Origin of the sequence: Nitratireductor aquibiodomus (assembly GCF_900105565.1) — a bacterium.
Taxonomy (GTDB): domain Bacteria; phylum Pseudomonadota; class Alphaproteobacteria; order Rhizobiales; family Rhizobiaceae; genus Nitratireductor; species Nitratireductor aquibiodomus.
In genome coordinates this window covers 3877358-3901833 of record NZ_FNSL01000001.1, presented here as the reverse complement: position 1 = coordinate 3901833, position 24476 = coordinate 3877358, and the positions used below count along the sequence as shown (strand labels likewise).

Annotated in this window: 16 protein-coding genes and 1 pseudogene; 3 read left to right on the top strand and 14 right to left on the bottom strand. The window is 62.0% G+C overall.

Going from position 1 to position 24476, the window contains the following annotated elements:
- Positions 1–8: 8 nt before the first annotated feature.
- Positions 9–398, bottom strand: coding sequence for a hypothetical protein (locus BLW55_RS18385; protein WP_007008444.1), 390 nt, complete (start codon positions 396–398; stop codon positions 9–11).
- Between the two features lie 138 nt (positions 399–536).
- Between BLW55_RS18385 and BLW55_RS18380 the strand changes: the two genes are divergently transcribed.
- The gene (locus tag BLW55_RS18380) at positions 537–1355 is read left to right on the top strand and encodes a helix-turn-helix domain-containing protein (protein ID WP_090329744.1); all 819 of its coding nucleotides are present in this window, start codon (positions 537–539) and stop codon (positions 1353–1355) included.
- Here BLW55_RS18380 and BLW55_RS18375 read toward each other — a convergent pair.
- Positions 1350–2303, bottom strand: a complete 954-nt coding sequence (locus BLW55_RS18375) for a DMT family transporter (protein WP_007008442.1) — start codon at positions 2301–2303, stop codon at positions 1350–1352. The two genes, BLW55_RS18380 and BLW55_RS18375, sit on opposite strands and share 6 nt — an antisense overlap.
- A gap of 67 nt (positions 2304–2370) precedes the next feature.
- Positions 2371–4680 carry a xanthine dehydrogenase family protein molybdopterin-binding subunit gene (locus BLW55_RS18370; RefSeq protein ID WP_090329743.1) on the bottom strand — a complete coding sequence of 770 codons (2310 nt, stop codon included), beginning with the start codon at positions 4678–4680 and terminating at the stop codon, positions 2371–2373.
- A gap of 187 nt (positions 4681–4867) precedes the next feature.
- Between BLW55_RS18370 and pepN the strand changes: the two genes are divergently transcribed.
- Positions 4868–7513 (top strand): aminopeptidase N, encoded by a 2646-nt coding sequence (gene pepN, locus BLW55_RS18365; RefSeq protein ID WP_090329742.1) that lies wholly within the window; start codon positions 4868–4870, stop codon positions 7511–7513.
- 129 nt (positions 7514–7642) lie between these two features.
- Positions 7643–9979, top strand: a complete 2337-nt coding sequence (locus tag BLW55_RS18360; RefSeq protein WP_177175110.1) for a PAS domain-containing sensor histidine kinase — start codon at positions 7643–7645, stop codon at positions 9977–9979.
- 1 nt (position 9980) lies between these two features.
- Here the strand turns inward: BLW55_RS18360 and BLW55_RS18355 are convergent, their stop codons facing one another.
- From BLW55_RS18355 to BLW55_RS18305, 11 genes and pseudogenes are all read right to left on the bottom strand, one after another.
- A complete protein-coding gene (locus BLW55_RS18355) occupies positions 9981–12938 on the bottom strand; it encodes a bifunctional [glutamine synthetase] adenylyltransferase/[glutamine synthetase]-adenylyl-L-tyrosine phosphorylase (protein WP_090329740.1) in 2958 nt (985 codons plus the stop codon).
- Positions 12939–12983: 45 nt separating this feature from the next.
- The gene (locus BLW55_RS18350; protein ID WP_007008438.1) at positions 12984–14444 is read right to left on the bottom strand and encodes a sensor histidine kinase; all 1461 of its coding nucleotides are present in this window, start codon (positions 14442–14444) and stop codon (positions 12984–12986) included.
- The gene (locus BLW55_RS18345) at positions 14444–15115 is read right to left on the bottom strand and encodes a response regulator transcription factor (RefSeq protein ID WP_090329739.1); all 672 of its coding nucleotides are present in this window, start codon (positions 15113–15115) and stop codon (positions 14444–14446) included. Before BLW55_RS18345 ends, BLW55_RS18350 begins: the two co-directional genes overlap by 1 nt.
- A gap of 107 nt (positions 15116–15222) precedes the next feature.
- Positions 15223–16761: a DegQ family serine endoprotease gene (locus tag BLW55_RS18340; RefSeq protein ID WP_090329738.1), complete on the bottom strand. Its 1539-nt coding sequence runs from the start codon at positions 16759–16761 to the stop codon at positions 15223–15225.
- A 130-nt stretch (positions 16762–16891) separates the two neighbouring features.
- The gene (locus BLW55_RS18335; RefSeq protein ID WP_090329737.1) at positions 16892–18136 is read right to left on the bottom strand and encodes a bifunctional alpha/beta hydrolase/OsmC family protein; all 1245 of its coding nucleotides are present in this window, start codon (positions 18134–18136) and stop codon (positions 16892–16894) included.
- A 97-nt stretch (positions 18137–18233) separates the two neighbouring features.
- Positions 18234–18709, bottom strand: a pseudogene (locus BLW55_RS18330) (cytochrome c-type biogenesis protein).
- Positions 18706–20691, bottom strand: coding sequence for a heme lyase CcmF/NrfE family subunit (locus BLW55_RS18325; RefSeq protein WP_007008434.1), 1986 nt, complete (start codon positions 20689–20691; stop codon positions 18706–18708). The pseudogene BLW55_RS18330 and the gene BLW55_RS18325 overlap by 4 nt, the downstream one beginning before the upstream one ends.
- 60 nt (positions 20692–20751) lie before the next feature.
- Complete coding sequence (gene ccmE, locus BLW55_RS18320; protein ID WP_065818394.1) at positions 20752–21186, bottom strand: cytochrome c maturation protein CcmE; 435 nt, start codon at positions 21184–21186, stop codon at positions 20752–20754.
- A gap of 7 nt (positions 21187–21193) precedes the next feature.
- Complete coding sequence (ccmI, locus tag BLW55_RS18315) at positions 21194–22324, bottom strand: c-type cytochrome biogenesis protein CcmI (protein WP_177175109.1); 1131 nt, start codon at positions 22322–22324, stop codon at positions 21194–21196.
- 209 nt (positions 22325–22533) lie between these two features.
- Positions 22534–22971: an RT0821/Lpp0805 family surface protein gene (locus BLW55_RS18310; protein ID WP_177175108.1), complete on the bottom strand. Its 438-nt coding sequence runs from the start codon at positions 22969–22971 to the stop codon at positions 22534–22536.
- Between the two features lie 82 nt (positions 22972–23053).
- Positions 23054–24472 carry an ATP-binding protein gene (locus BLW55_RS18305; RefSeq protein WP_090329735.1) on the bottom strand — a complete coding sequence of 473 codons (1419 nt, stop codon included), beginning with the start codon at positions 24470–24472 and terminating at the stop codon, positions 23054–23056.
- Positions 24473–24476: the final 4 nt, after the last annotated feature.

Here is a 24476-nt window from a genome sequence, read left to right as displayed (position 1 = left end):
GGACCCTCTTAGTTTTGCGCAGCGCGCAGGGCTGCCAGCTGAAGCAGAGCGAACACCGCGACTGCAACGGCCTGAACGCAGACGAACGCTATGCCAAGCGGATTGGGAGCGACCCAGCCGCTTGCGAGCAGGGCGAAACTCGCCACAACCCAGACGGCGTTGAGCAGAACAATGTCGATCAGCACAAGGCGCGGTGTTTTCGCACGCGCGGCAATAACCAAAAGCATCGTCACGAACGGCACCAGCACAACACCGGCCCAGAACAGAAGCGCTTCAGGCAGGGCGAGAAGACGCGATAGCGGGCCGGCCGCGACAACAAGGAGCAGCGCGGCACCGCCACTCATGGCAGCGTCGAACCGAAGCGTTTTCCTCAGTGTGGGTGTAAGGGCGAGCGACATGTTCTTGTCCTTCCTGCAAGGGGTTTGTGGCGAGCCAGTTACGGCGTTGACGCAGTGAAGCCTGTCGGATGAACCGCCGCCTGGCGATTACGTGAGAGGTAATGGAAATGTGCGGCGGACAGCTTTAGGGTCTCCGCCATGGAGATCGAGAACACCATCGCATCGAAGAGCAATGCCGGTTCCCTGCTCAAAGAATGGCGCGAAAGACGGCGCATGAGCCAGCTTCACCTGGCGCTCGAAGCCGGCATCTCGCAACGCCATCTGAGCTTCGTGGAAAGCGGGCGATCCAACCCGTCACGCGACATGGTTCTGCTGTTGTCGGAAAGCCTCTCCGTGCCGCTTCGGCAACGCAACCGCATTCTGCTGGCCGCAGGCTATGCGCCCGGCTTTTCCGAGCGAGACCTGCATGATCCGACACTGAAGCCGGCGATGGACGCGGTGCAGACCGTGCTCGACGGCCATGCGCCCAACCCCGCCATCGCCATCGACCGCCACTGGACAATGATCGCCGCGAACGGGGCCATCGCGCCGCTGCTCAGGGGCGTAACGAACGCAGAGCTCCTGAAGCCGCCCGTGAACGTGCTACGCCTCAGCCTGCATCCCGAGGGCCTTGCGCCCAGCATTGTCAATCTCGTCCCGTGGCGGGCGCATGTTCTGGAAAGGCTGCGCCAGCTCATCGACCAGACCGCCGATCCGCAACTGACATCTCTGGAGAAGGAACTCGCGGCCTATCCCGTTAAAAAGAACGGGCCGGAGCCGCGGCCCCAAGCGGCAGACATGATAGCCGTTCCGCTTCGGCTGCGTCTGGGTGAAACCGAACTGTCGTTCATCACCACAACGACCGTTTTCGGCACACCGATGGACGTGACTCTGTCGGAACTCGCCATTGAAAGTTTCTTCCCGACCGACACTGCAACCGCCGCCTTTCTGCGGCAATTGCACGATGGCGCTTCATGAGGCCGGCGGCACGAAACGACGGGCTGCCACACGCTTGAGGCCGAGCCGGCGCTCGCGCCAGATAATGAAGAGTCCTGCCCCGATGACAATCATGCCGCCCACCAGCGTGTAGAGGGTCGGAACATCGCCGAAGGCGAAATAGCCGATGACGATGGCCAGAAGCATGGAGGTGTATTCAAACGGCGCGATGGTCGAGAGTTCCGCGTGACGGTAGCACTCTGTCATGAGAATCTGCGCCACACCCCCGCACACACCAGCCCCCGCCAGAGCGAGATATTGCTCACGCGAGAGATCGGCCCAGCCGAAGGGAATGGTAAACAGGGAGAGCACGGTGGCCGTGACCGAGAACCACAGGACGATGGTGGCGGTCTTCTCCGTCTGCACGAGGCGGCGCACGAGGAGCATGGCGACCGCCGAGCCCGTCGCCCCGCACAGGGCTGCGATGACACCCACCGCCTGAGCGGCTTCAAGGCCGGCATCGCCGGTAAGCAGAGTGAGTTTGGGCCAGGCGATGATGATAACGCCAACAAAACCGACGGCGACGGCGCTCCAGCGGTAGATGCGCACGACCTCGCCCATGAAGATTGCCGACAGCACCACAACGATGAGCGGTTGCGCATAGTTGAGCGTGATTGCATCGGGCAGCGGCAGGCGCGTCAACGCGAAGAAGCCGAGCCCCATGGCCGTGACGCCGACAAGGCCGCGCATGATGTGACTGACGGGGTGTGTGGTGCGAAAGGCCGTTGCCAGTTCCCGACGCCAGGCGAGCATGGCGATGATCGGAAATATGGCAAAGAAGGAGCGGAAGAAGACGATCTGGCCGGACGGCACCATCCCCGCCGATTTGATCAGCGAGGACATCATGACGAACACGGAGACCGAAATGACCTTCAGCGCGATGCCCATTAATGGCTGGCGTTCAGCGCCGACTTCGGTCACAGCGGGCATGATCTGTTTTCCTATAAGGCCGGTAAGGACGCAGGACAGTGCATCGAATTGATCGAGCGTGGCTGCATCACGCCGCGTCCCTGGCCTGCCGGATCGTCTCCCACACACGCGATGGCGTGGTGGGCATGTCGATATGGGCAATGCCATGGGCACGGTAGAGCGCATCCGTCACCGCGTTGAGAACCGCCGGCGTGGCGCCGATCGTGCCAGCCTCGCCTGCCCCCTTTATGCCCATCGCGTTGGTGGTCGAGGGCACGTTGCGGGTCTCAAAATGAATGAACGGAAGATCGTCGGCACGCGGCATCGCGTAGTCCATAAAGCTCGCAGTGACCAATTGCCCATCCTCCGAGTAGACCGTGTCTTCCGTCAGTGCCTGCCCGAGGCCCTGCGCAACACCGCCATGGACCTGCCCGGCAAGCAGGATCGGGTTTACGGTAGCGCCGAAATCGTCGACGATCCAATAAGCAATAACTTGCGTGCGGCCGGTTTCCGGATCGATTTCGACTTCGCAGATATGCGTACCATTGGGATAGGTCGCCTCTTCCTGCACGAACTCGCCGAAGCCCTCCAAATCCTGAGGCGCTTTTGCGGCCCTGGCGATGGCTGCAAAATCGACCGCGCGGTCCGTGCCAACAATGCGCGCTGCACCGCCCGACAGTTCGATGTCATCGAGGGACGCTTCCAGTTCGTCCGCCGCCAGTTTGCGGATTTTCTCAGCCAGGTCTTCGCCGGCCCGCGCGGCCGAGACACCGCCTAACGGAATGGAACGCGAGCCGCCCGTGCCGCCACCGGAGGCCAGCTCGTCGGTATCGCCCTGACGCACGGTGATCCTGTCGATGTCGATATTGAGTTTGTCGGCCACGAATTGCGCATAGGCGGTGGCGTGTCCCTGGCCGTTGGACTGGGTGCCGATCAGAAGCGTGACGGTGCCATCCTCGTTCAGCCGCACATGGGCAGGCTCCGAACCGGCAAAGGCGCAGGCTTCAATATAGGTGGCCATGCCGATGCCGCGCAGTTTGCCGTTGCGCCGCGATTCCTCAAGCCGCTCATCGAACGTGGCCCAGCCGGCGTTCTCCATGCATTTGTTCATGTGCCCCTCGAACTCGCCGACGTCGTAAAGGCGGCCAGTCTGGGTACGATAGGGAAACTGCTCCGGCCTGATGAAGTTACGGCGGCGGATTTCGTCACGCCCGATGCCAAGATCGCGCGCACAGGCGTCCACCAGCTTCTCAAGCAGGAATGCAGCCTCCGGGCGGCCCGCCCCGCGATAGGCATCCACCGGGCAGGTGTTGGTGTAGACGCCGTTGATCGTCACATCGAGCGCCTGAATGTCATAGACGCCTGTCGACATGGAGACGCCGACAAACGGGATGAATGGGCCGTACTGTGAGATATAGGCGCCCATATTGGCCGTGAGACCGACCCGCAGGCCAAGGAAACGCCCGTCGCCATCCATCGCCATCTCGGCGGCCACAACATTGTCGCGCCCCTGCGCATCTGTCATGAAATGCTCATTGCGGTCACCGGTCCATTTGACCGGGCGGCCAAGGCGTTTCGCCGCCTCCATGACCATCGCGTATTCACGATAGACGAAGGTTTTCGGGCCGAAACCGCCACCAACATCTGGCGTAATCACGCGCAGGTTTTCCGGCTCGATGCCGAAGGTCTTGCACAGAATGCCGCGCATGGAATGAACGCCCTGCGAACCGGTGGTCAGCACGTAGCGGTTTTCGTCATCGCGCCATTCGGCAAGTGCCGCGCGCGGCTCCATATAGTTGCAGACGAGACGGTTGTTCACGAATTCAATACGGGTGACATGCTCAGCCCTGGCGAATGCCGCGTCCGATTTTTCCCTGTCGCCCACGTGGTAAAGAAAGGCGCGGTTTGAGCCGAGCTCCGGCCAGACCAGCGGAGCATCCTCGGAAAGGGCGGCGGCGGTCGAGGCTATGGCTTCCTCATCGTCGAAATCGATTTCGATCAGTTCAGCTGCGTCCTGCGCCTGCGCCCGGCTTTCCGCCACCACCAGCGCCACCGCATCGCCCACATACTGCACGCGATCCCGACACAGGATAGGAATGTCGCGCGTGGGGGCGCGTGTTCCGTCGGGCTGTTTCTGCATGGCGCCGGAGCGCAGATCCTTCAGATGCGCCACATCCGCACCCGTGAGCACCAGATGGACACCCGGTGCTGCCCTTGCCTCCTCGACCGACGCAATGGTGAATGTGCCCTTGGCAACAGGCGAACGCACCACGTAGAGATGCAGCGTGCCTTCGGGCAGGAAATCGTCCGTGTAGCGTCCCCGGCCCGTAATGAATGCCGCATCTTCCTTGCGGCGCACGGAGGCACCCATCCCGAATTTCGGCGTCATCACAGTCATGCGGAATCCCTTCTGGCCAATCGCGAATTGGCCGATGTTCGGTGAGCTGGCTGGAAACAGTCGAGCGACATATGCTGTCTTAGTTTTGTCGAGCCTAATGATTGTGTAAAGAGCAACAATTCGATTTTGTTGGACCAGACAGCCCACAGATTGCCGGCCTGCGCCCCGGGCCCTAGAAAGAGTTGAGATGCGTACAGAAAGCGGCCAGATTTTTCGTCTCGAAGACTACCAGCCGAGCAACTATCTCATTCCGGAGGTAGCGCTGGATTTTCAGCTGAACGCCGAGGAAACGCTGGTAACGGCCAGGCTTCAGGTGGAACGCATCGCCCGCGCTCCCGCCGACGCTCCCCTGATTCTGGATGGCGACGGGCTGGTGCTGGAAGCCCTTGCGGTCAATGGCACCGAGGCGGAGCCTGCCGATTATGATGCCTCTCCCGACCGTCTGACGATCAGCCGGCTGCCGGCCTCGCGCCGGTTCGAGTTGACCATCGTGACCCGGATCGCGCCATCGAAGAACACGACGCTGATGGGGCTCTACGTTTCCAGTGGTGTTTTCTGCACCCAGTGCGAGGCCGAGGGCTTCCGCCGCATCACCTATTTCCTCGACCGGCCAGACATTCTGTCCGTCTATACCGTGCGCATGGAAGCAGATCGCAAAGACGCGCCGCTTCTTCTGTCGAACGGCAATCCGGTGGAAAGCGGTGATCTCGCCGACGGGCGTCATTTCGCCGTCTGGCACGACCCCTTCCCAAAACCCTCCTATCTGTTCGCTCTCGTGGCCGGCGATCTCGGTGTGGTGAAAGACCGCTTCACGACCGCTTCCGGGCGCGAGGTCGACCTCGGCATCTATGTCGAGCACGGGAAGGAAAAACGGGCGGCCTACGCGATGGACGCGCTGAAGCGCTCGATGCGCTGGGACGAGGAACGTTTCGGGCGGGAATACGACCTCGACGTGTTCAACATCGTCGCCGTCTCGGATTTCAACATGGGCGCGATGGAGAACAAGGGGCTCAATGTCTTCAACGACAAGTATGTGCTCGCCGACGAGGACACGGCCACGGATGTCGATTTCGCCAATATCGAGGCGATCATCGCGCATGAATATTTCCATAATTGGACAGGCAACAGAATCACTTGCCGGGATTGGTTCCAGCTCTGCCTGAAGGAAGGTCTGACGGTTTTCCGCGACCATGAATTCTCCGCCGACGAGCGCTCGCGCGCCGTCAAGCGCATCGCCGAAGTGCGCGGCCTGCGCGCGCATCAGTTTCCCGAGGATCAGGGCCCGCTGGCCCATCCGGTGCGGCCGCGTCGCTACCGCGAGATCAACAATTTCTACACGGCGACCGTTTACGAGAAGGGCTCGGAAGTTGTCCGCATGCTGCGCACCATTCTGGGCGAGGACGCCTTTCGGGCCGGCATGGACCTCTATTTCGAGCGGCATGACGGGCAGGCCGTAACCATCGAGGATTTTGTAAAAGCCTTCGAGGACGCTTCCGGGCGGGACCTCAGCCAGTTCTCGCTCTGGTACCATCAGGCCGGCACGCCCAATGTGGCGCTTTCATCGCGCTATGACGGCAAGGAAAAAGCGCTGACAGTGGAGATCGAACAATCGGTGCCGCCCACGCCCTCCGAAAGCCGCAAACGCCTGATGCACATACCGCTCGCCTTCGGCCTCGTCGGGCCTGACGGGATAGACCTCGACTATCAGAGCGTGGAAGGGGCGAGCGTCGAAAACGGTGTGATCCACCTGCGCAAGCGCAGACACCAGATCGTGTTCAAGGGGGTGAAGGCCCGTCCCGTCCTGTCGATCAACCGGGGTTTTTCGGCCCCGGTGACCCTTTCGGTTGAAAGTCGGGCCGATGAACAGCTTTTCCTCGCCCGCCACGACAGCGACCCCTTCTCGCGCTGGCAGGCGCTGAACACGCTTCTGACGGATGCGCTGATTGCCGCGAGCAAAGCGGTGCGCGGCGGCAAGAAGCCGGTGTTTGAGGACGAACTCATCTCGGTGACCATCGACCTCGCTGCAGACGAAACGCTCGAAGAGGCTTTCCGCGCGCTGATCCTGAGCGTACCGGGCGAAGCCGATGTGGCACGCGAAATCGGCCGGGACATCGACCCGGATGCGATCCACACCGCACGCGGGGCGCTACTGATGGCCATTGCGCAGGCGGGAAGCCAGACTTTCCGCGCGCTTTACGAGCGTCTGCTCGACAATGCGCCGTTTTCTCCGGATGCGCGCAGCGCGGGACGCCGTGCCCTGCGCAACACGCTGATTGAATTTCTCGCGCTGGAGGATGCCGGCCCCGAGGCCGCCTACCGGCAGTTCGAGGACGCCGACAACATGACGGAGCGCGCGGGTGCGCTCACCGTTCTGGCGCAGCATTTCCACGACACCGACGTCGGGCGGGCAGCGCTCGCGGCTTTCGAGAAGCGTTACCGTGACAACCCGCTGGTGCTCGACAAATGGTTCCAGATCCAGGCGATGATCCCATCGGCCGCGACGGTTTCCCTGCTTCGCAGCCTGATGGAGCATCCGCACTTCTCGCTTGCAAACCCGAACCGCGTGCGGGCGCTCGTGGGCACGTTCTCCATGGCGAACCAGACGGCGTTCCATAGCGCCGATGGCGAGGGCTATCGTCTCGTCGCTGAGACGGTCGCCGCGCTCGACAGTCACAATCCACAGGTGGCGGCGCGTCTTGCCACCGCGTTCCGCTCCTGGCGGTCGCTTGAAAAGGGCCGGCGCGAGCACGCGCGCAAGCTTCTTGCCGAGATGGCCAAGCGGAAAGACCTCTCGCGCGACCTTGCCGACATACTGGAACGAACGCTCGCCTGAGGGCGGGCGTTAATATCTTTTTTACCAAGACCACTGGACAAGGCGAATCACCTTTGATTCCTTATGGATGATTCGGCAGCAGGCGGAGCCGAATCACCGAACTTAACGAGGAACGAGGGAGCCCGTCGGATGGCGAAGGCAGGGGGTTGGGCTTTGCCCCTGATAGCGGGCATGGCTGCCGGGCCACGAACCCGACGCGCAAGGCGCATGGGACTGGCAGGCAACGCCAAGATTATTGCAGCTCCGGCCTATGAACGTCTTCTGGCCATAGAGCCCTATCTGCGCCGTTCCATTCCGGTTCTGATCATCATCTTTCTTCTGGTGCTGGCGGCAGCACGGCTTCTCTCGCTCTTCACCTGGCGCGACGACATCGAACGCGACGCACGGACCATGCTCGCGCTGGCGGCGGATTCGCTGGCCGCAAGCGTGGCAATCGACACGACCGAGACCGAGCCGGCACAGAAGGCGCGCATGCTCATCGAAGAAGCGATGCGCCGCGCCGGATCGGAAGACGAACGCGTGCTCGCCATCACCGATGAACATTTTGGCGTCCTGGCCACCTCGCCCAACGGACAGAACCTCATCGGTCGCTCGCTCGAAGACGTGTTGACGGGCGGCCAGCCGCTCTTCCTGTTCGGCGCGCGCGCCGGAGTGATGAATGTGGAGATTGCTGGTGAGCAGTGGCTGGCGTCGCTTGTCCATGTTGCCGGTCAGGAGGGCGCTGCCGTCGCCCTCACCTCACGCGACGGTCTCTTTGCCGACTGGCGCCGCTCCGTTTCGATGAATGTTTCGCTGTTTGCCCTGACCGCGGGCATCCTTATGGTGATCCTCTACGCCTATTTCAGCCAGGCCGCGCGCGCCCAGGCTGCCGACCGAATTTACATGGAAGCACACCAGCGCATCGACATGGCCATGGTGCGCGGCAAATGCGGCCTCTGGGACTGGGACATGGTGCGCGGCAAGATGTTCTGGTCGCGCTCCATGTTCGAGATGCTGGGCTACGAGACCACCGACGAGATGCTTTCCTTCGGTGAGGTCGCGGCAATCATTCACCCCGACGATGGCGATCTGTTCGATCTGGCCAACCGCATCATGGCGCGCGAGATCGATCATGTGGATCGTGTCTTCCGTATGAAACGCGCCGACGGACAGTGGGTCTGGGTGCGCGCGCGGGCGCAGGTGGTAGACCCGAACGCGCCTGAGCTGCACCTGATCGGCATCGCCGTGGATGTGACCGAGCAGCGCACGCTTGTGCAGCAGACGGAAGCGGCCGACCAGCGGCTGCGCACGGCGATCGAGAGCATCGGCGAGTCCTTCGTGCTGTGGGACTATGCCGAGCGGCTCGTCATGTGCAACACCAAATACAAGCAGGATCTGGGCGTCGACCAGAGCATGATCGTCACCGGCGCGCGTCGCCGTGACATCGAAGCGCTGGCACCGGCCTTCCGCTCAGAACGCAGACTGGCTGTGCCCTCGGGCAATGGCAACGGCGCCACCTATGAGAGGCAGCTCGCCGACGGACGCTGGCTGCAGGTGACGGAACTGAAAACGCGCGACGGCGGCACGGTCTCCGTCGGCACCGACATTACCCAGCTCAAGCAGCACCAGGGCAAGCTTGTCGACAGCGAGCGCCGATTGATGGCGACCATTCACGATCTCAGCCTCGCGCGCCGCGCCGAGCAGGAGCGCACACGCGAACTCAGTGAGCTCAATCGCAAATACATGCGCGAGACCGAGCGTGCCGAGGCGGCAAACCGGGCAAAATCCGAATTCCTGGCCAACATGTCGCACGAGCTGCGCACGCCACTCAACGCGATCATCGGTTTCTCGGAAGTGATGGAGTCGGGCATGTTCGGGCCGCTCGGATCTGAGCGCTACGAGGAATATGTGCGCGACATCTGTTCGAGCGGTTCCTACCTGCTCGGCGTCATCAACGACATTCTCGACATGTCGAAGATCGAAGCCGGCCAGTTCTCGGTCGATTGCGAGGAAATCGATCTGTGCCCACTGATCCGCGAGACCGTACGGGTGGTAGAGCTCCAGGCAGCGGAGAAATCGATCGCCATGAAGATGGACATCCCAGAGCGGATGCAGGTCTTTGCCGACCGCCGCGCAATCAAGCAGATCGTCATCAATCTGCTGTCCAACGCCGTCAAGTTCACCGGCGAAGGCGGGCATATATCGCTGCGCGCGCGCAAGGTCGGGCCGGCGGTCACGCTCACCATTGAGGATTCAGGCTGCGGCATCCCGCGGGATGCCCTGAAAAAGCTCGGCCGCCCCTTCGAACAGGTTCAGAACCAGTTTTCCAAGAACCACACGGGCTCCGGTCTTGGCCTTGCCATTTCCCGCTCGCTGGCGGAACTGCATGGCGGCGTTCTGAAAATCCGCTCGACGGAAGGCGTAGGCACCATCGTATCGGTGCGCCTGCCTGCGGAAGAGCGCAAAAAGCCGGCCGTGGCCGCCTGAGTTAAACGACCGGACCCACCAGTTCTTCGAACAGCCGCCGCACCCTGCCCGCCGTTTCTTCCACATGCGCTTGCAGAATGCCGAGTTCCGGCAGATCGGTCTGCCGCAGCATGAGGTCGGCGAAGCCGGGCGGCGCCTCGTCCGGATCAAAACCGCCTTCAAGGCAAAGCCGTGTGGTCTGCGTGAGGGTCATATAGAGATGATGCGCATCGACGAGTTCCTGGCGCGCCTGAGGCGCGCAGAACGTCTCTGAAAGAGAGGACAGAACCTCACTGGTGGCAGTCGCCTCGCTTTCGGACGGGGTGTTTCCGGTCAGCACGGCCACCTGGGCGATGAATTCGAGGTCGATGAGGCCGCCTGGAACAAGCTTCAGATCCCAGACGTCGCGGGCAGGCTTCTCCTCTTCCAGTAGCCGACGCATCTCGGCTGCTTCGTTGCGGATCTTCTGCGTGTCCCGTGGCAGGGCGAGGATGTCGTGCACCTCCTTTTCGACACGCTCGATCAGCGCCCTGTCACCGACGAAGGCGCGCGCACGCGTGAGTGCCATGTGCTCCCAGGTCCAGGCATCGTTGCGCTGATAGCGCGCAAAAGCATCGATATGCGTGGCGACCGGCCCCTTGTTACCCGAGGGGCGAAGGCGCAGGTCCAACTCGTAGAGCACGCCCTCTGCGGTCGGCGCGGAGACGGCGGCAATCAGCCTCTGGGTCAGGCGCGCGTAATATTCCGAAGGCGCCAGCGCTTTCTGCCCGTCCGAATAGTCGGCATCCTCGTCGTGATCGTAAAGCAGGATCAGATCTATGTCTGAACCCGCCGTCAGCTCGCGGCTGCCAAGCTTTCCCATGCCCAGAATGGCGACACGCCCGCCGGCGATGCGGCCGTGGCGCCCGGCGAAGTTCTCAACCACCGCCTCGAGCGCGGACTCAACCGTGAGATCGGCCAGGTCCGAGAACGCCTTGCCGGCGCGCGCGGAATCGATGGCCCCGGTCAGGAGCCTTATACCGATCAGAAACTTCTGCTCGGCCGCAAAAATGCGCAGCCTGTCGAGTATTTCCTCGTAGATCTGCGCGCCAGCCAGAAAGGTCTCCAGCCGCTCGGAGAGATAGGCCCGGTCGGGGAGCTCGGAGAGTAGCGCCGGATCGAGAAGTCCGTCGAACACGTGGGGCCGCCTGGTGATGATCGCGGCCAGGCGTGGCGCTGCGCCCATGATGCTCACCAGCATGTTGAGCAGGGCCGGATTGGACTGCAATAGCGAGAAAAGCTGAATGCCGGCCGGCAGTCCCGCCAGAAACGCATCGAAGCGCAACAGCGCCTCATCGGCGCGCCGCGTGCTTCCAAAAGCCTCGAGAAGGGCCGGTGTGAGCTCGGTCAAACGCTCGCGCGCTTCTGCCGACTGCGTCGCGCGGTAGCGTCCATAATGCCAGCCGCGGATCACGCGGCACATGTCGCTTGGCCGCTCGAAACCGAGTTCGCTCAGGGTTTCCAGCGTGCCCGGATCGTCCACATCGCCGGTAAAGACCAGATTGCCGACACCGCGCGAAAGCTGCGGTGCGGTCTCGAAGAGATCAGCATAGTGCTGCTCGACCAGGCGCAGGCTTTCGCGGAAGGCTTCTGAAAACGCTTCTGCATCGTCGAAGGCGAGCAGATGCGCGATGCGCTCCAGTTCATCGTCCTCTTCGGGAAGCGTGTGGGTCTGCTCGTCAGCCACCATCTGCAGGGCGTGCTCGACATCCCGCAGGAACCAGTACTGACGCGTCAGCGCTCCCCGCGCCTCTTCGTCGATCCAGCCGCAACAGGCGAGTTCCTTCAACATAATGACGGTGCGCCGGCCGCGCAGTTCCGGGAAACGGCCGCCGGCGATCAATTGCTGGGTCTGGACGAAGAACTCGATCTCGCGGATGCCGCCGCGCCCGAGCTTGACGTTATGGCCGCGCACCGCCACAGCCCCATGTCCCTTGTGCGCATGGATCTGGCGCTTGATGGAATGGACATCGGCGATGGCCGCATAATCCAGATATTTGCGCCACACATAGGGCTGCAGTTCTTTCAGGAAGCTTTCGCCGGCCACAAGGTCGCCGGCAATCGGGCGGGCCTTGATCATCGCCGCCCGTTCCCAGTTCTGGCCGCGGCTTTCGTAATAGTGAAGCGCCGCCTCGACGGGTATTGCCAGCGGGGTGGAGCCCGGATCGGGACGCAGCCGCAGGTCCGTGCGAAAGACATAGCCATGCTCTGTCCGGTCCTGAAGGATTCGAACGAGCCTGCGTGTCAGGCGGACAAAGAGATCGATGGCCTCATAGGCATCGATGATGGCCGGCGCGTGCGGATCGACCAGCACGATCAGGTCGATATCGGAAGAGAAGTTCAGCTCATTGGCACCGAGCTTGCCCATGCCAAGCAGGATCCAGCCGCTGCCTTCTGCCGGTCTCGCTTGATCGGGGAGTTTCAGTTTCCCCGCCCGGTCCGCATCGAGAAGCAGAAAATTGACGGCGGCGCGAATGCATTTGTCTGCAAGAAGGCTCAGCCGCTCGGTGGTTGTGGCCGTGTCCGCAACATCGGCAAGCCGGCAGAGCGCAATCAGGAAATGCGCCTCCGCCTTCAGATCGCGCAGCGCCTTCATTTGACCGCTTTCGGTCTGTTCCTCAGCAAAGGCACTCGCATCGATGCGCTCGAACAGTGTTTTGAGCCGTTCGTCGGCCGGCGCGTCGAACAGGGCTTCGAGAGCGTGCGGGTTGCGGCGCGCGCAATCGCGCAGGAATGGCGAAAGCTCGAACACCGCCGAGAGGAAACCCGTTAAACCGGTGTTGCTCCCGAGGAGCTCGCACAGGCGCGCGCATTGAGCATCCTCGGCTGCTTCACGGACCATCTCAAGCGCTTCGGCGGCCTCGTCGTCATCCACCGGCTTCAGGACAAGAACCGGCGCCCCAAACCAGAGGCTTCCATCAGCAACCGCATCACGCCCCATCAAGGCCCCCTCTCCGGTCAAGCATTTTCGCTCGCCCAATCCCTCTCAGTCGGAGGCTTCACGTTTCCTGAAAACCGTTTCGACTTTCCGTTTCGGCGCTTCAGCGGGAAACACCATTGTCACGGCGAGACCGGGCTCGTTGTCGGCGAATTCGAGACGTCCACCATGGAATGTCATGACAGCCTTGGCAAGACTGAGCCCCAGACCGGACCCCGGCTGGGTACGGCTTTCCTCAAGGCGCACGAAACGTTCCGTCACGCGGCGACGGTCCGCGTCGGGGACACCGGGACCATTGTCGCGCACCGTCAGCCGAATTTCAGAGGCTGCGGTTTCCAGGGAGACCTGCACCGCCGGCGTCTCGCCAGAACCCGCGGAGTATTTGATCGCGTTGTCAACGATGTTCGATAGCGCCTGTCCGATCAGTTCGCGGTTGCCCTGCAGTGTGACGGCACCGTCAATCTCGGCCTCAAGCGCCACGCCCTGCTCCTCGGCGAGCGGCTCGTAGAGCTCCACCACATCGGCCAGAATGGCGCGCAGGTCGATTGTCGACGTGGCTTCCGCTGAGTAACCCGCCTCGAGCCGCGAAATCATCAAAATGGCGTTGAACGTGCGTATGAGCTGGTCGGATTCGGCGATGGTGCGCTCCAGAGCAGCGCGGTAGTCCGCCGTTTTCTGCTTTCCGGCGAGCGCAGCCTCCGCCCTGTTGCGCAGGCGCGTCAACGGCGTCTTTAGATCATGGGCGATGTTGTCAGAGACCTCCCGCAACCCTTCATTCAGGGCCGCGATACGATCGAGCATCTTGTTCAGATTGTCGGAAAGCCGATCGAACTCGTCACCCGCTCCCGAAACGGGCAGCCGGCGGTTGAGATCGCCACCCATGATGCTGCGGCTGGCCTCGGAGACGCGGTCGATGCGCTTCAACGCGCGGCGGCCGACAAAATACCAGATCAGCAGGGCGCCCGCACACATGATGGCGAGCGTGACCACAAGGGCGCGCTGCATCACATTGCGGAATTTTTCCGGTTCGCCGAGATCGCGCCCGACCATGACGATGATCTGGTTGGGCAGGCGAAAGACCACGGCCATCGCCTTGTGTTCCGCCTCACGCGCTCTTGGATCCAGACGCGCCTCGCCCTCGCCAAAACGGCTATAGGTGAAAGGCCGTTCGGTCCAGCCCATCACGTCGAGCACACCCGGCTGCAGGCTTTCCACATTGCCGGAAAGGATGCGACCGTTCGCATCGGCCAGAAGATAGAGATTGGCGCCGGGCTGACGCGCGCGCGATTCGATCACCCGCACGAGAAACGGCAGGCCGCCACGGCGATAGGCGCGGTCGAGGCCGCGCACCTCCTCGTTGATGGCCTCATGTGTCTGCCCGACCAGCATGCGGGCCGACAGAGATGTCATGTAAATGACGAGGAATGTGGCACAGACGGCGAAAAGGATGAGATAGAGCGCAGAAAGGCGCGCTGCCGTCGTGTTGAGGATCGAAAGGAGCCGCGCCATCAGTCCTTCAGCATGTAGCCGGCGCCACGCACCGTGTGAAGCAGCGGCTTCTCAAAGCCCTTTTCGATCTTGCCGCGCAGACGCGAGATGTGCACGTCGATGACATTGGTCTGCGGGTCGAAATGATAGTCCCAGACATTCTCGAGGAGCATGGTCCGGGTCACCACCTGGCCGGCATGGCGCATCATGTATTCGAGTAGCCGGAACTCGCGTGGCTGGAGAACGATTTCCTGCCCCGCGCGTCGCACCGTGTGCGACAGGCGGTCCAGCTCCAGATCGCCGACATTGTAGACGGTTTCGACATCCTTGGTGCCGGCCCGCCGGCGCAGGACCTCGATGCGGGCGAGCAGTTCGGAGAAGGCATAGGGCTTGGTCAGATAGTCATCGCCACCGGCACGCAGGCCGGTCACCCGGTCATCCACCTCTCCCAGTGCCGAGAGGATGAGCGCAGGCGTGTCGTTGCCGCCGTCACGCAGTTCGGCAATGATGGAAAGACCGTCGCGGCGCGGCAGCATGCGATCGATGACGAAGACGTCGTAGCTGCCGGTCTCGGCCATGGAAAAGCCGCTGTCGCCGTCCCGCGCGATGTCTGCCGTGTGGCCTGTCTCGGCAAAGGCGTTCCTGAGATAGTCCGCCGCTTCCCGGTCGTCCTCGATGACAAGAATCTTCATACGGTCGTTATAACCCGTTCACAGATGAGACGTCTTCCTGAAAGGTCTGGATGACAACCGAACTCCCCCACAGCGACAGCGGGGGAGCTCGAAACCTGCCCGAGAGATCAGCCTTCCCCGGTCGGCAGGGCGACAAAGCGGCTGGCATCGTCGCGCTCGATCTGCACGAGCACGGCCTTGCGACCGGCTTTCACGGCAGCCGAGACGGCTTCCTCGACATCCTTGCCCGACTTCACCGCCTGCGAGTTGACGGCGCGGATAATGTCACCAGGGCGGATTCCGCGGTCATCTGCCGGGCTCCCGGGCTCCACATCCGTCACCACCAGACCATCGCCGTCTTCTGCCGGCGTCACCTTCAGGCCGAACTGGGCATCCATCGTGCTCGACTGCGAACCGCCTCGCGCCGATGCCATCGTCTCCACGCCCGGCATTTCGGAAAGCGTCACCGTGACGTTTTCCGTCTCGCCATTGCGCCAGAGTGTGACGTCGACCTCATTGCCCGGCGCGAAGCCCGCGATCAGGCGGGCCAGTTCCTTTGGCGAAGCGACTGGCTTGTCCTCAACGGCGATGATGATATCGCCGGAGCGGATGCCGGCCTTGGCAGCCGGTTCGCCTTCCTGCGCATCGGCGACCAGCGCGCCTTTCTCCTCATCGAGGCCAACGGATTCGGCGATGTCTTTTGACACCGGCTGAATCTGGACGCCAAGCCAGCCGCGTTCAACCGTACCGTCCTTGATCAGATCCCCGACAACCTCTTTGGCGACCGAGGCTGGAATCGCGAAGGCGATGCCGACATTGCCGCCGGAGGGCGAGAAGATCGCCGTATTGATGCCAACGACCTCACCGGTAAGATTGAAGGCCGGGCCACCGGAGTTTCCGCGGTTCACGGCCGCATCGATCTGGATGAAATCGTCATACGGTCCGGCGCCGATATCGCGGCCACGGGCGGAGACGATGCCTGCCGTCACCGTGCCGCCGAGACCGAACGGATTGCCGACGGCAACCACCCAGTCACCGACACGCACCTTCTCGTCGTCTGCAAAATCGACATAGGTGAACTTGCGTTCCTCATCGACCTTCAGCACGGCAAGGTCCGTGCGCGGGTCGGTGCCGACCAGCTTTGCGTCGATCTCGGTACCGTCATCCATGACGACGGTGAAGTTGCTGCCGCCATCGACCACATGGTTGTTGGTGACGAGATAACCGTCTTCGGAAATGAAGAAGCCGGACCCCTGAGAAACCGGGCGGGGACGACGACGCTCGGACCGGCGATCCTGCTCAAATCCGCGATCGCCGCGGAACTCGCGGAAGAAGCGCTTGAGGGGGTGCCCGTCCGGCAGTTCTTCAAAGCCCGGCATGTCGAAGAAACCCGAGCCGCCAGGATTCGATGTCATTTTGACATCGGCTTTGACGCGCACGCTGACCACCGCAGGAGAAACCTTCTCGACGATATCGGCGAAGCTCGGAGCCTGAACCGGCTGGTCGAGCCGGACGGCTTCAGCCATGACCGGCGCCGTTCCGCTGGTAACGGCACCCAGGCCAATCGCCCCGGCAATGGCGACGGAAGCGATTGTCGCCATCAGGCGCCCGCGCTTCTTTGTGATGATACCCTTCTCCGGTGCCTTGTTATCCGCGTCCTGGTGCATGGTAACCTATCCTCTTGGAAAATCTCATTTCGGCGCGCAAACGCGTCTTAGGGTGATGAAATAGCGGTGCCTACATTACAACGCCATTTCCAGCCGATGAAATTTTCGTAATGTTCGGGCCCGCTTCGGGTCACTCCGCTCCGCTTTCCTCCCCGCGAACACCTGTATGAACATGCGCGACGCTCTCAAGCGTTCTGTGGACCGGACACTTGCCGGCAATTTCGATCAGTTTGTCCCGCAGCTCGGAGGATACGGGTTTCTCCACTTCGATGACGCGCTCAAATCGGTCGATACGCCCCTGAGCCTTCGCCGCCTCGGAGCAGTCCTCGCAATCCCTGGCGTGGACCTTGTCGTGCGAGACGTCGACGCTGATGCGCCCGAGATCCAGCTTCTTGCGATCTGCATAGAGCCGCAGCGTCATCGTGGTGCAGGCGCCGAGGGCTATGGACAGAAAGTCATAGGGGGACGGCCCAGTGTCGAGCCCGCCGAAACTCTCCGGCTCATCGGCGAACAGACGATGCCGGCCGGCCTGTACCGCATTCTGGAACTTGCCCTGTCCCGTCTCCATCACGCGCACATGCTCGACCGGCACCGTGCCCTGCGGTTCGTCGCCGGGAAGATAGCGCGAGAGCCAGCCATACATCGCACTTGCGGCAAAGGATGCGTCCTCGGGGGTTGTCAAAAGATGATCGCCCTGGTCCAGCGATATGAAGCTCTTGGGATGTTTTGCCGCCAGAAATATCTGCGTGGCGTTGTCGATGCCGACAATCTCGTCGAGCGGCGCATGCAAAACGAGCAGCGGCTTGCGCATGCCGGCGACGGCATCCAGAAGACTGTGCGACCGGACATCCTCGACAAACTGTCTTTGCACGCGAAACTGCCGACCGCCGAGCGAAACATCCGCTTCGCCTTCCTGCTGGATACTCTCAAGCGAAGCGCCCAGATTCTTCAGCACATGCGCCGTATCGGCAGGCGCTCCAATGGTTGCGACCGCCGTTACGGAGGGCAAGCGCCCGGCAATGGCAAGAACCGCCGCACCGCCCAGAGAATGCCCGACCAGAACGGAGGGCGCCTCATAATGCTTTTCAAGAAAGGTCGCCGCACTGAGCAGATCTTCGAGATTTGTGGAGAAATTGGTCGATGCGAATTCGCCCTCGCTGGACCCGAGGCCGGTAAAGTCGAAGCGCAACACGGCGATGCCGGCCCGCGCCAGTTCTGCAGCAATACGCCGCGCAGCAAGCAGATCCTTCGAGCAGGTAAAGCAGTGCGCAAACAGTGCGTAGGCTCGGATCGGCCCGTTCGGCAGGTCGAGCCGCGCAGCGAGATCAGCGCCGGAGTGGCCTTTGAACGCAAGCTTCTGTGTTTTCGCCGTCATGGGGTCCCCTTTCGCTTGTGCCCGAACCTGCCAACAGGCAGGCCGGTTTCAGGCTAGGTGAGCGCGGACCCTTCGTACAGGTTTGCGACGCAAAATTTCAGTCACGGTCGTTCAAAATCTGGTCAAGGCGCTTTTGCTCTTCAGCGCTCAGGCCAGAGATAGCCTCTCCGGTCTTCCTGCGCCGTGCGTTTGCGACAATCAATGCCCCCCGAACAGCAAGAGTATGACAGGAGCGCCCCAGAGAAGCGCGTTGCGATAGCTGAAGCGCGGTTTCAGGAGAACGAACTCGCCGTAGCGATCGACCACATAGGCGATGACCTCTTCGTCGCGGTCGCCCGCCTCCAGGCGGTCGCGCACCAGGACCCGGAGGTCACGTGCCAGCTCCGCATCGGAATCGTCGATCGACTGGTTCTGGCAGACCATACACCGCAACTCGGCAGAAAGGTCGCGCGCGCGCGCCTCCAGCGCCGGATCATCCAGCACCTCGTCGGGCTGCACGGCAAATGCGGGCTGAAGCGCCAGAAACACAAGCCCGCAGATTGCGAAGAAAGCGCCGGAAATCAACCGCCTCATGCCGCCCTGCCCTCTGCAGCCGGTTTTCTGCGTGGCATCGGCGCTCCAATCCGCAGCCGGCGGTCAAGCAGCGACACCGTCCCACCAATCATCATGACCAGCGCACCCAGCCAGATCAGCGTGACCATCGGCTTCCACCAGATTCGCACCACGATCTTGCCGTTCGGGGTCTGGTCGCCGAGGGAAACGTAGAGCTGGCTCAGGCCAAGTGTGCGGATGCCAGCTTCGGTGGTGGGCATCTGACGCGCGGTGTAGAGACGCTTGGAAGACACCACCTCGCCAAGCGGTTTCCCGGTCACACGGGTCAGGATGAACGTTGCCTGATCTTCCGTGTAATTCGGTCCGGTGAAGGGGCGCAGGCTGTCGAACCGTAGATTGTATCCCTGCATCTCCACCGTTTCGCCCGGCTGCATTGCCGCGATCTGCTCGGTTTCCAGCGTGGTTACGGAGATGATCCCGATTGTCGTGAGCCCGATGCCGGCATGGGCCAGCGCCGTCCCGAACACCGAGCGCGGCAACCCCCTGAAACGGCTGAACGCCACGGACGGCGCTGCCTTGCCAAGCCCGGATTTGACCACAAGGTCGGTCAGCGCGCCGAGCACCAGCCAGACGCCCAGCCCGATGCCGAGTGCCGCCAGAACGGAGGCGCGGTCAATCATCAGGACGACGAGAAGCGCAATCGCCAGTGCGCTGCCAAAAGCCCAGAACAGGCGTTGCGAAACGGCCCATAAATCACCGCGTTTCCAGGCAAGCAAGGGCCCGAAAGGCACAATCAGCAGCAAGGGAAGAATGAGCGGGCCGAAGGTGAGATTGAAGAAGGGCGGGCCGACCGAAATCTTGTCGCCCGTCACGGCTTCAACCAGAAGTGGATAAAGCGTGCCGATCAGCACGGTGGCGGTCGCCGTCGTCAGGATGAGGTTGTTGAGGACAAGCGCACCCTCGCGCGAAACCGGCTGAAAAAGGCCGCCCGGCGTCAGGGTTGCCGCCCTCCACGCAAAGAGCGCCAGCGACCCCCCGATGAACAGGATCAGAATGCACAGGATAAAGACACCGCGTGCCGGATCCGTAGCGAAGGCATGGACGGACGTCAGGACACCGGAGCGAACCAGGAACGTTCCGAGCAGCGACAGCGAAAATGTCAGGATTGCGAGCAGGACGGTCCAGATCTTCAGCGCCGAGCGCTTTTCCATCACCAGCGCCGAGTGCAACAGCGCCGTTCCTCCCAGCCACGGCAGCAGGGAAGCATTCTCGACCGGGTCCCAGAACCAGAACCCGCCCCAGCCAAGCTCGTAATAGGCCCAGTAAGAGCCCATTGCGATGCCTCCTGTCAGAAACATCCAGGCCGCCAGCGTCCAGGGCCGCACCCAGCGCGCCCAGGCCGCATCCAGCCGCCCCTCGATCAGGGCCGCAATGGCAAAGGAAAAGGCAACGGAAAACCCGACATAGCCGAGATAAAGAAGAGGCGGGTGAACGGCGAGCCCGATGTCCTGGAGAATGGGGTTCAGATCACGCCCTTCCATCGGCGCCGGGTCGAGGCGCGCAAACGGATTGGAGGTTGCCAGAATGAATATGATGAACGCACAGCTGATCGCCCCCTGCACCCCCAGCACATTGGCACGCAGCGACAGGGGCAGGTTGCGCCCGAAAACAGCCACCAGTGCACCGAAGAAGACAAGGATCAGCACCCACAGGAGCATTGAGCCCTCGTGGTTCCCCCATGTGCCGGTGATCTTGTAGAGAAGCGGCTTGGCCGAATGCGAATTCTCCCAGACGTTCAAGACGGAGAAATCCGACTGGATATAGGCCGAGGTCAACGCCATGAAGGACAGCGCCACCAGCATGAAGTTGGTCAGAGCGGCCGGTTCGCCCACGCGCATCAGCGTGTCGTTTTTGAGTTGCGCTCCAACGATCGGCACCGTCATCTGAACCAGCGCCAGCGCAAAAGCCAGGACAAGGGCGAAGTGACCGAGTTCGATGCTCATTCTTTCATGCGCTCCAATCAAGCCGTTTATGGCCTCGTCCCGACGGACTCTCAACCAGCGTCAGTTTTCCTGCCAGACACCCTTTTCCTTGAGGCTGTCGGCCACTTCACGTGGCATGTAGTTTTCGTCATGCTTGGCGAGCACCGTATCGGCGACAAAGGTCTGGCTCTCATCAAACACACCCTCGGTGACCACCCCCTGCTCCTCCCGGAAGAGATCGGGAAGGATGCCGTTGTAGCGCACCGTCACCGTGTCGCTTCCATCGGTCACCGCAAAGCGGACATGGGTATCGTCGGAGCGCTCGATGGACCCCTTTTCCACGAGGCCGCCAAGGCGGATGCGCTGGCCCGCAGCAACCGGCTTTTCCGCCAGGTCACCGGGCATGTAGAAATAAGAGGTCTGTTCCCCCAGAGCATAGAGGGTCAACCCGGTGGCGGCACCGAGAAAGCCGATCGCGCCTGCGATGATCGCCAGTCTTTTCTGTTTCCGTGTCACATCAAACCTATTCGATAACGACGCCGAGATCGGCCGCAAATCCCTTGAGACCGCCGCTTTCGGGAGCCTCCGGGCCGAATGCCGCCACGGCCCGCTCTAAGGCTTCTTTCGCGGCCTCCGGACGCTGCAGCACCATGTATGAACGAATGAGACGCCGCCATCCATCCAGATCGGTCGGATTTTCACGCAGCTTCTCGTCCAGTCCAGCGACCATGCCTTCGATCATCTGCTGCCGGTCAGCCCCGGAGAGGTCCGAAGCGGCCGCAACTTCGTCTTCACTGGGCCCCGCGCCGGATTCGGCGGCACCACCCGAACGCGCCATAGCCTGCTCAACCGCCGAGCGCCACGGCGAAACCTCCGGCAGATCGTCGAGCATTTCACGCCAGAGCGACCGGGCGTCGTCAGTCGCGCCGTCCTGTGCACGCGCCAGCCCCAGGAAGAAGCGTGCCTTCGGCTCCCTGGGATCAAGAACGAGCGCTTCCTGAAAGACCGTCTCGGCCTCAGCCGTGACCATGCCCTGTGCACTACCGACGATCGCCTCGCCCAATGCCGCTTTCATATCCGCCGTATCGCCCGACAGGCGCATGATGTTGCGCAATGCTGTCTGTGCATCGCCAAAACGCCCCAGACGCATGTAAACCGGCGCCAGCACCTGCCAGCCGCGCACATCGTCGGGATTGTCTGCCAGATGTGTCTCGGCCCGTGCAACCAGCTCATCAATCGGCGCTTCGGCGGGCTCCTCGGCCAACCGCGCATGCAGGGGCTGCGCGGGCATTTCCGGCGACCCGGTGAACACATAGAGCCCCCAGCTCACCAGTGGCACGGCGAGCACGGCGAGCACGGCGATTGCTGCCGTCAGGCGTGTCACGCGCTGGCTTGCCAGATGTTCCTTCTGGCCGCCAACCGCTTCTGAAATCCTCAGAATGCGGCGTCCGATCTCGGCCCGCGCCTGCTCGGCTTCCTGCTGCCCGATCAGCCCGCGTTCGGCGTCCCGCTCAACTTCCTCGAGTTGGTCACGATAGACCTCGATATCGTGAGCGCGCGCGTCCTCGGACATCGTGCTGCGCATGGCGAAAGGCCGCAGCACTGCAAAGGCTGCGACGAAGGTCAGAAAAGCTGCGAGTATCCAGAACAACATGGGCTTTAAATAGCGGTCGGGGAAGACGCTGCCAACTCGGCGCACCTGCGGCCATTTGGCAAACCCGTCCCGCCGCGGGGGTTGCCGCCATGGCAGCAGGGCTGCTCCCGGAGCGCTTCCACTTTTCAATAGAGCGCAGAAGCGCTCAATCATATTGTTCTCACGCAGTTCCGGATGGAGAACCGGCGCCAACTTCTCCGGGGATTGCTCTAACCGAGCAGCATCCAGCTTCCATCCTCATTTCGGCATGCGGTCCCGCGCGCTTCGCGCGGTGTGCCGTTGATCTGGATGGTATGGGTGTATTGCCTACAATCCTGGGAACCAACGCGGTAAGGCTGTGCCGCGCGCACCGTCCCGGCCCGGCTCGAGCCAGTGTCCTGCCAGGAAACATCCTGTCCGGCCGGTGTGTTCTCCAGCGCCTTGTATTCAGCCTCTATCGCAAGGCGCTTTTGCCGGCGCGACAGTGCCTCACCGAATTCACCGCCAATCAGGCCGCCACCCTCCATACCCAAAATGGCGGAGCTGTCAGCCGCCGCCTGGGACGCCGCGAACTGATTTGGCTCAAGCTGCGAACCCGACATGTCGCTGCTCAGGCAGCCCGACAAAACAGCGGAGAAGGCTATTGCAAAAACTGCTGCGACTTTCATTGATCCCGATGGTCCCCTGAGACACGCTTATCGTTTGCAAGGCATTTAAGGCGTCGATTTGGCCCAATTTAGGCAGTTCTCGTCAGCTGGCGCCCTGAGTTTCTGCCCGCGGCAAGGAAACAACGGCCTTTAGCCCGCCAAGCGAGGATCGTTCCAAAGCGAGAGAACCACCATACTCTTCCACCAGGTCTGCGACAATCGCAAGCCCAAGCCCCGTTCCCGGCTTTGTTTCATCGAGCCGCCGGCCACGCTTCAACGCATCGCGCGCCTTTTCCTCCGGAATGCCCGGACCGTCATCTTCGATGAGAATCAGAACGCCATGCCCATCGCCCTGCGTTTCTCCTTCCTCAACGGAAAGAGAAACCCGGCTTCGGGCCCACTTCATGGCATTTTCCATGAGATTGCCACTGATTTCCTCCAGGTCTTCCCGCTCTCCCGCAAAGATCAACGGTTCATCCGGGAATTGCACCTGAAGGTCGATGGAAGGATTGAGTTTGCCCATCACGCGCGCCATTCGCTCCAGCGACGCCTTGACCGGCGTGCGAAAAACAAGACTGTCGCGCTGTGCGGCGGCCCGCGCTCGCTGCAGATAATGATCAAGCTGCTGTTGCAGCGCGGTCGCCTGTGCGGTGATCAGCTTCCCGCGTTCGCCGCCAACGGCATGCCCTTCGTTCATAAGCACCGCCAGGGGCGTCTTGAGAGAATGCGCCAGATTGCCCACCTGCTTGCGTGAGCGTTCAACGATGCGGCGGTTGTTGTCGATCAGCGCGTTTGTTTCATCAGCGAGCGATTCGATCTCCGTCGGAAACGGCCCCTCCAGACGCTGCGCAGAACCCGCCCGAATATCCGAGAGGGCCTGTTGCACGCGATTGAGCGGGCGCAGACCGTAAAGGATGGCGAAGACGTTGATCGCGATCATGCCAAGACCGAATATGGCGAGGTAGCCATAGAGCTTGCGGACAAACTGACTGACCTCCTCCTCCAGCTCGCTTCGATTGCCCATGACACGAAAGCGGGCCACCTGCCCCTGATCTCCCACAACGAGTTCGGCCTCGACCACCTCGATCGTATCGCCGCCGGGTCCCACCGTCATGTAGCTGCGCTGGAACCCCGTATTAAACGGCACCTCACCGCTATCCGGTGAAGGGATCGGCGTCGCCATTGAGGGCGAGCGCAGTGCCCCACCCAGATCGCTGGTCACCGGTTCTACTGCCCAGTACCAGCCCGATTGGGGCTGCAGAAAACGCAGATCGTCGAGATTGGGACTGCCCTGCAGGTCACCGTCTTCAGCGATGCCCACCGAGCCGATTACATTGTTGAGATAGGCGGAAAGAACACTGTCAAAACCACGTTCGGACACCTGTCGAAACAAGGCCGAGATGATCGTTGCGATGACAACCAGCGCGATGACTGCCCAAAAAGATGAAAACGCGATGACGCGCACCGCAAGCGAGCGGGATACGATGCGCCTGAGCCAGGACTGCGTCTTCGGATCAGTCATCACC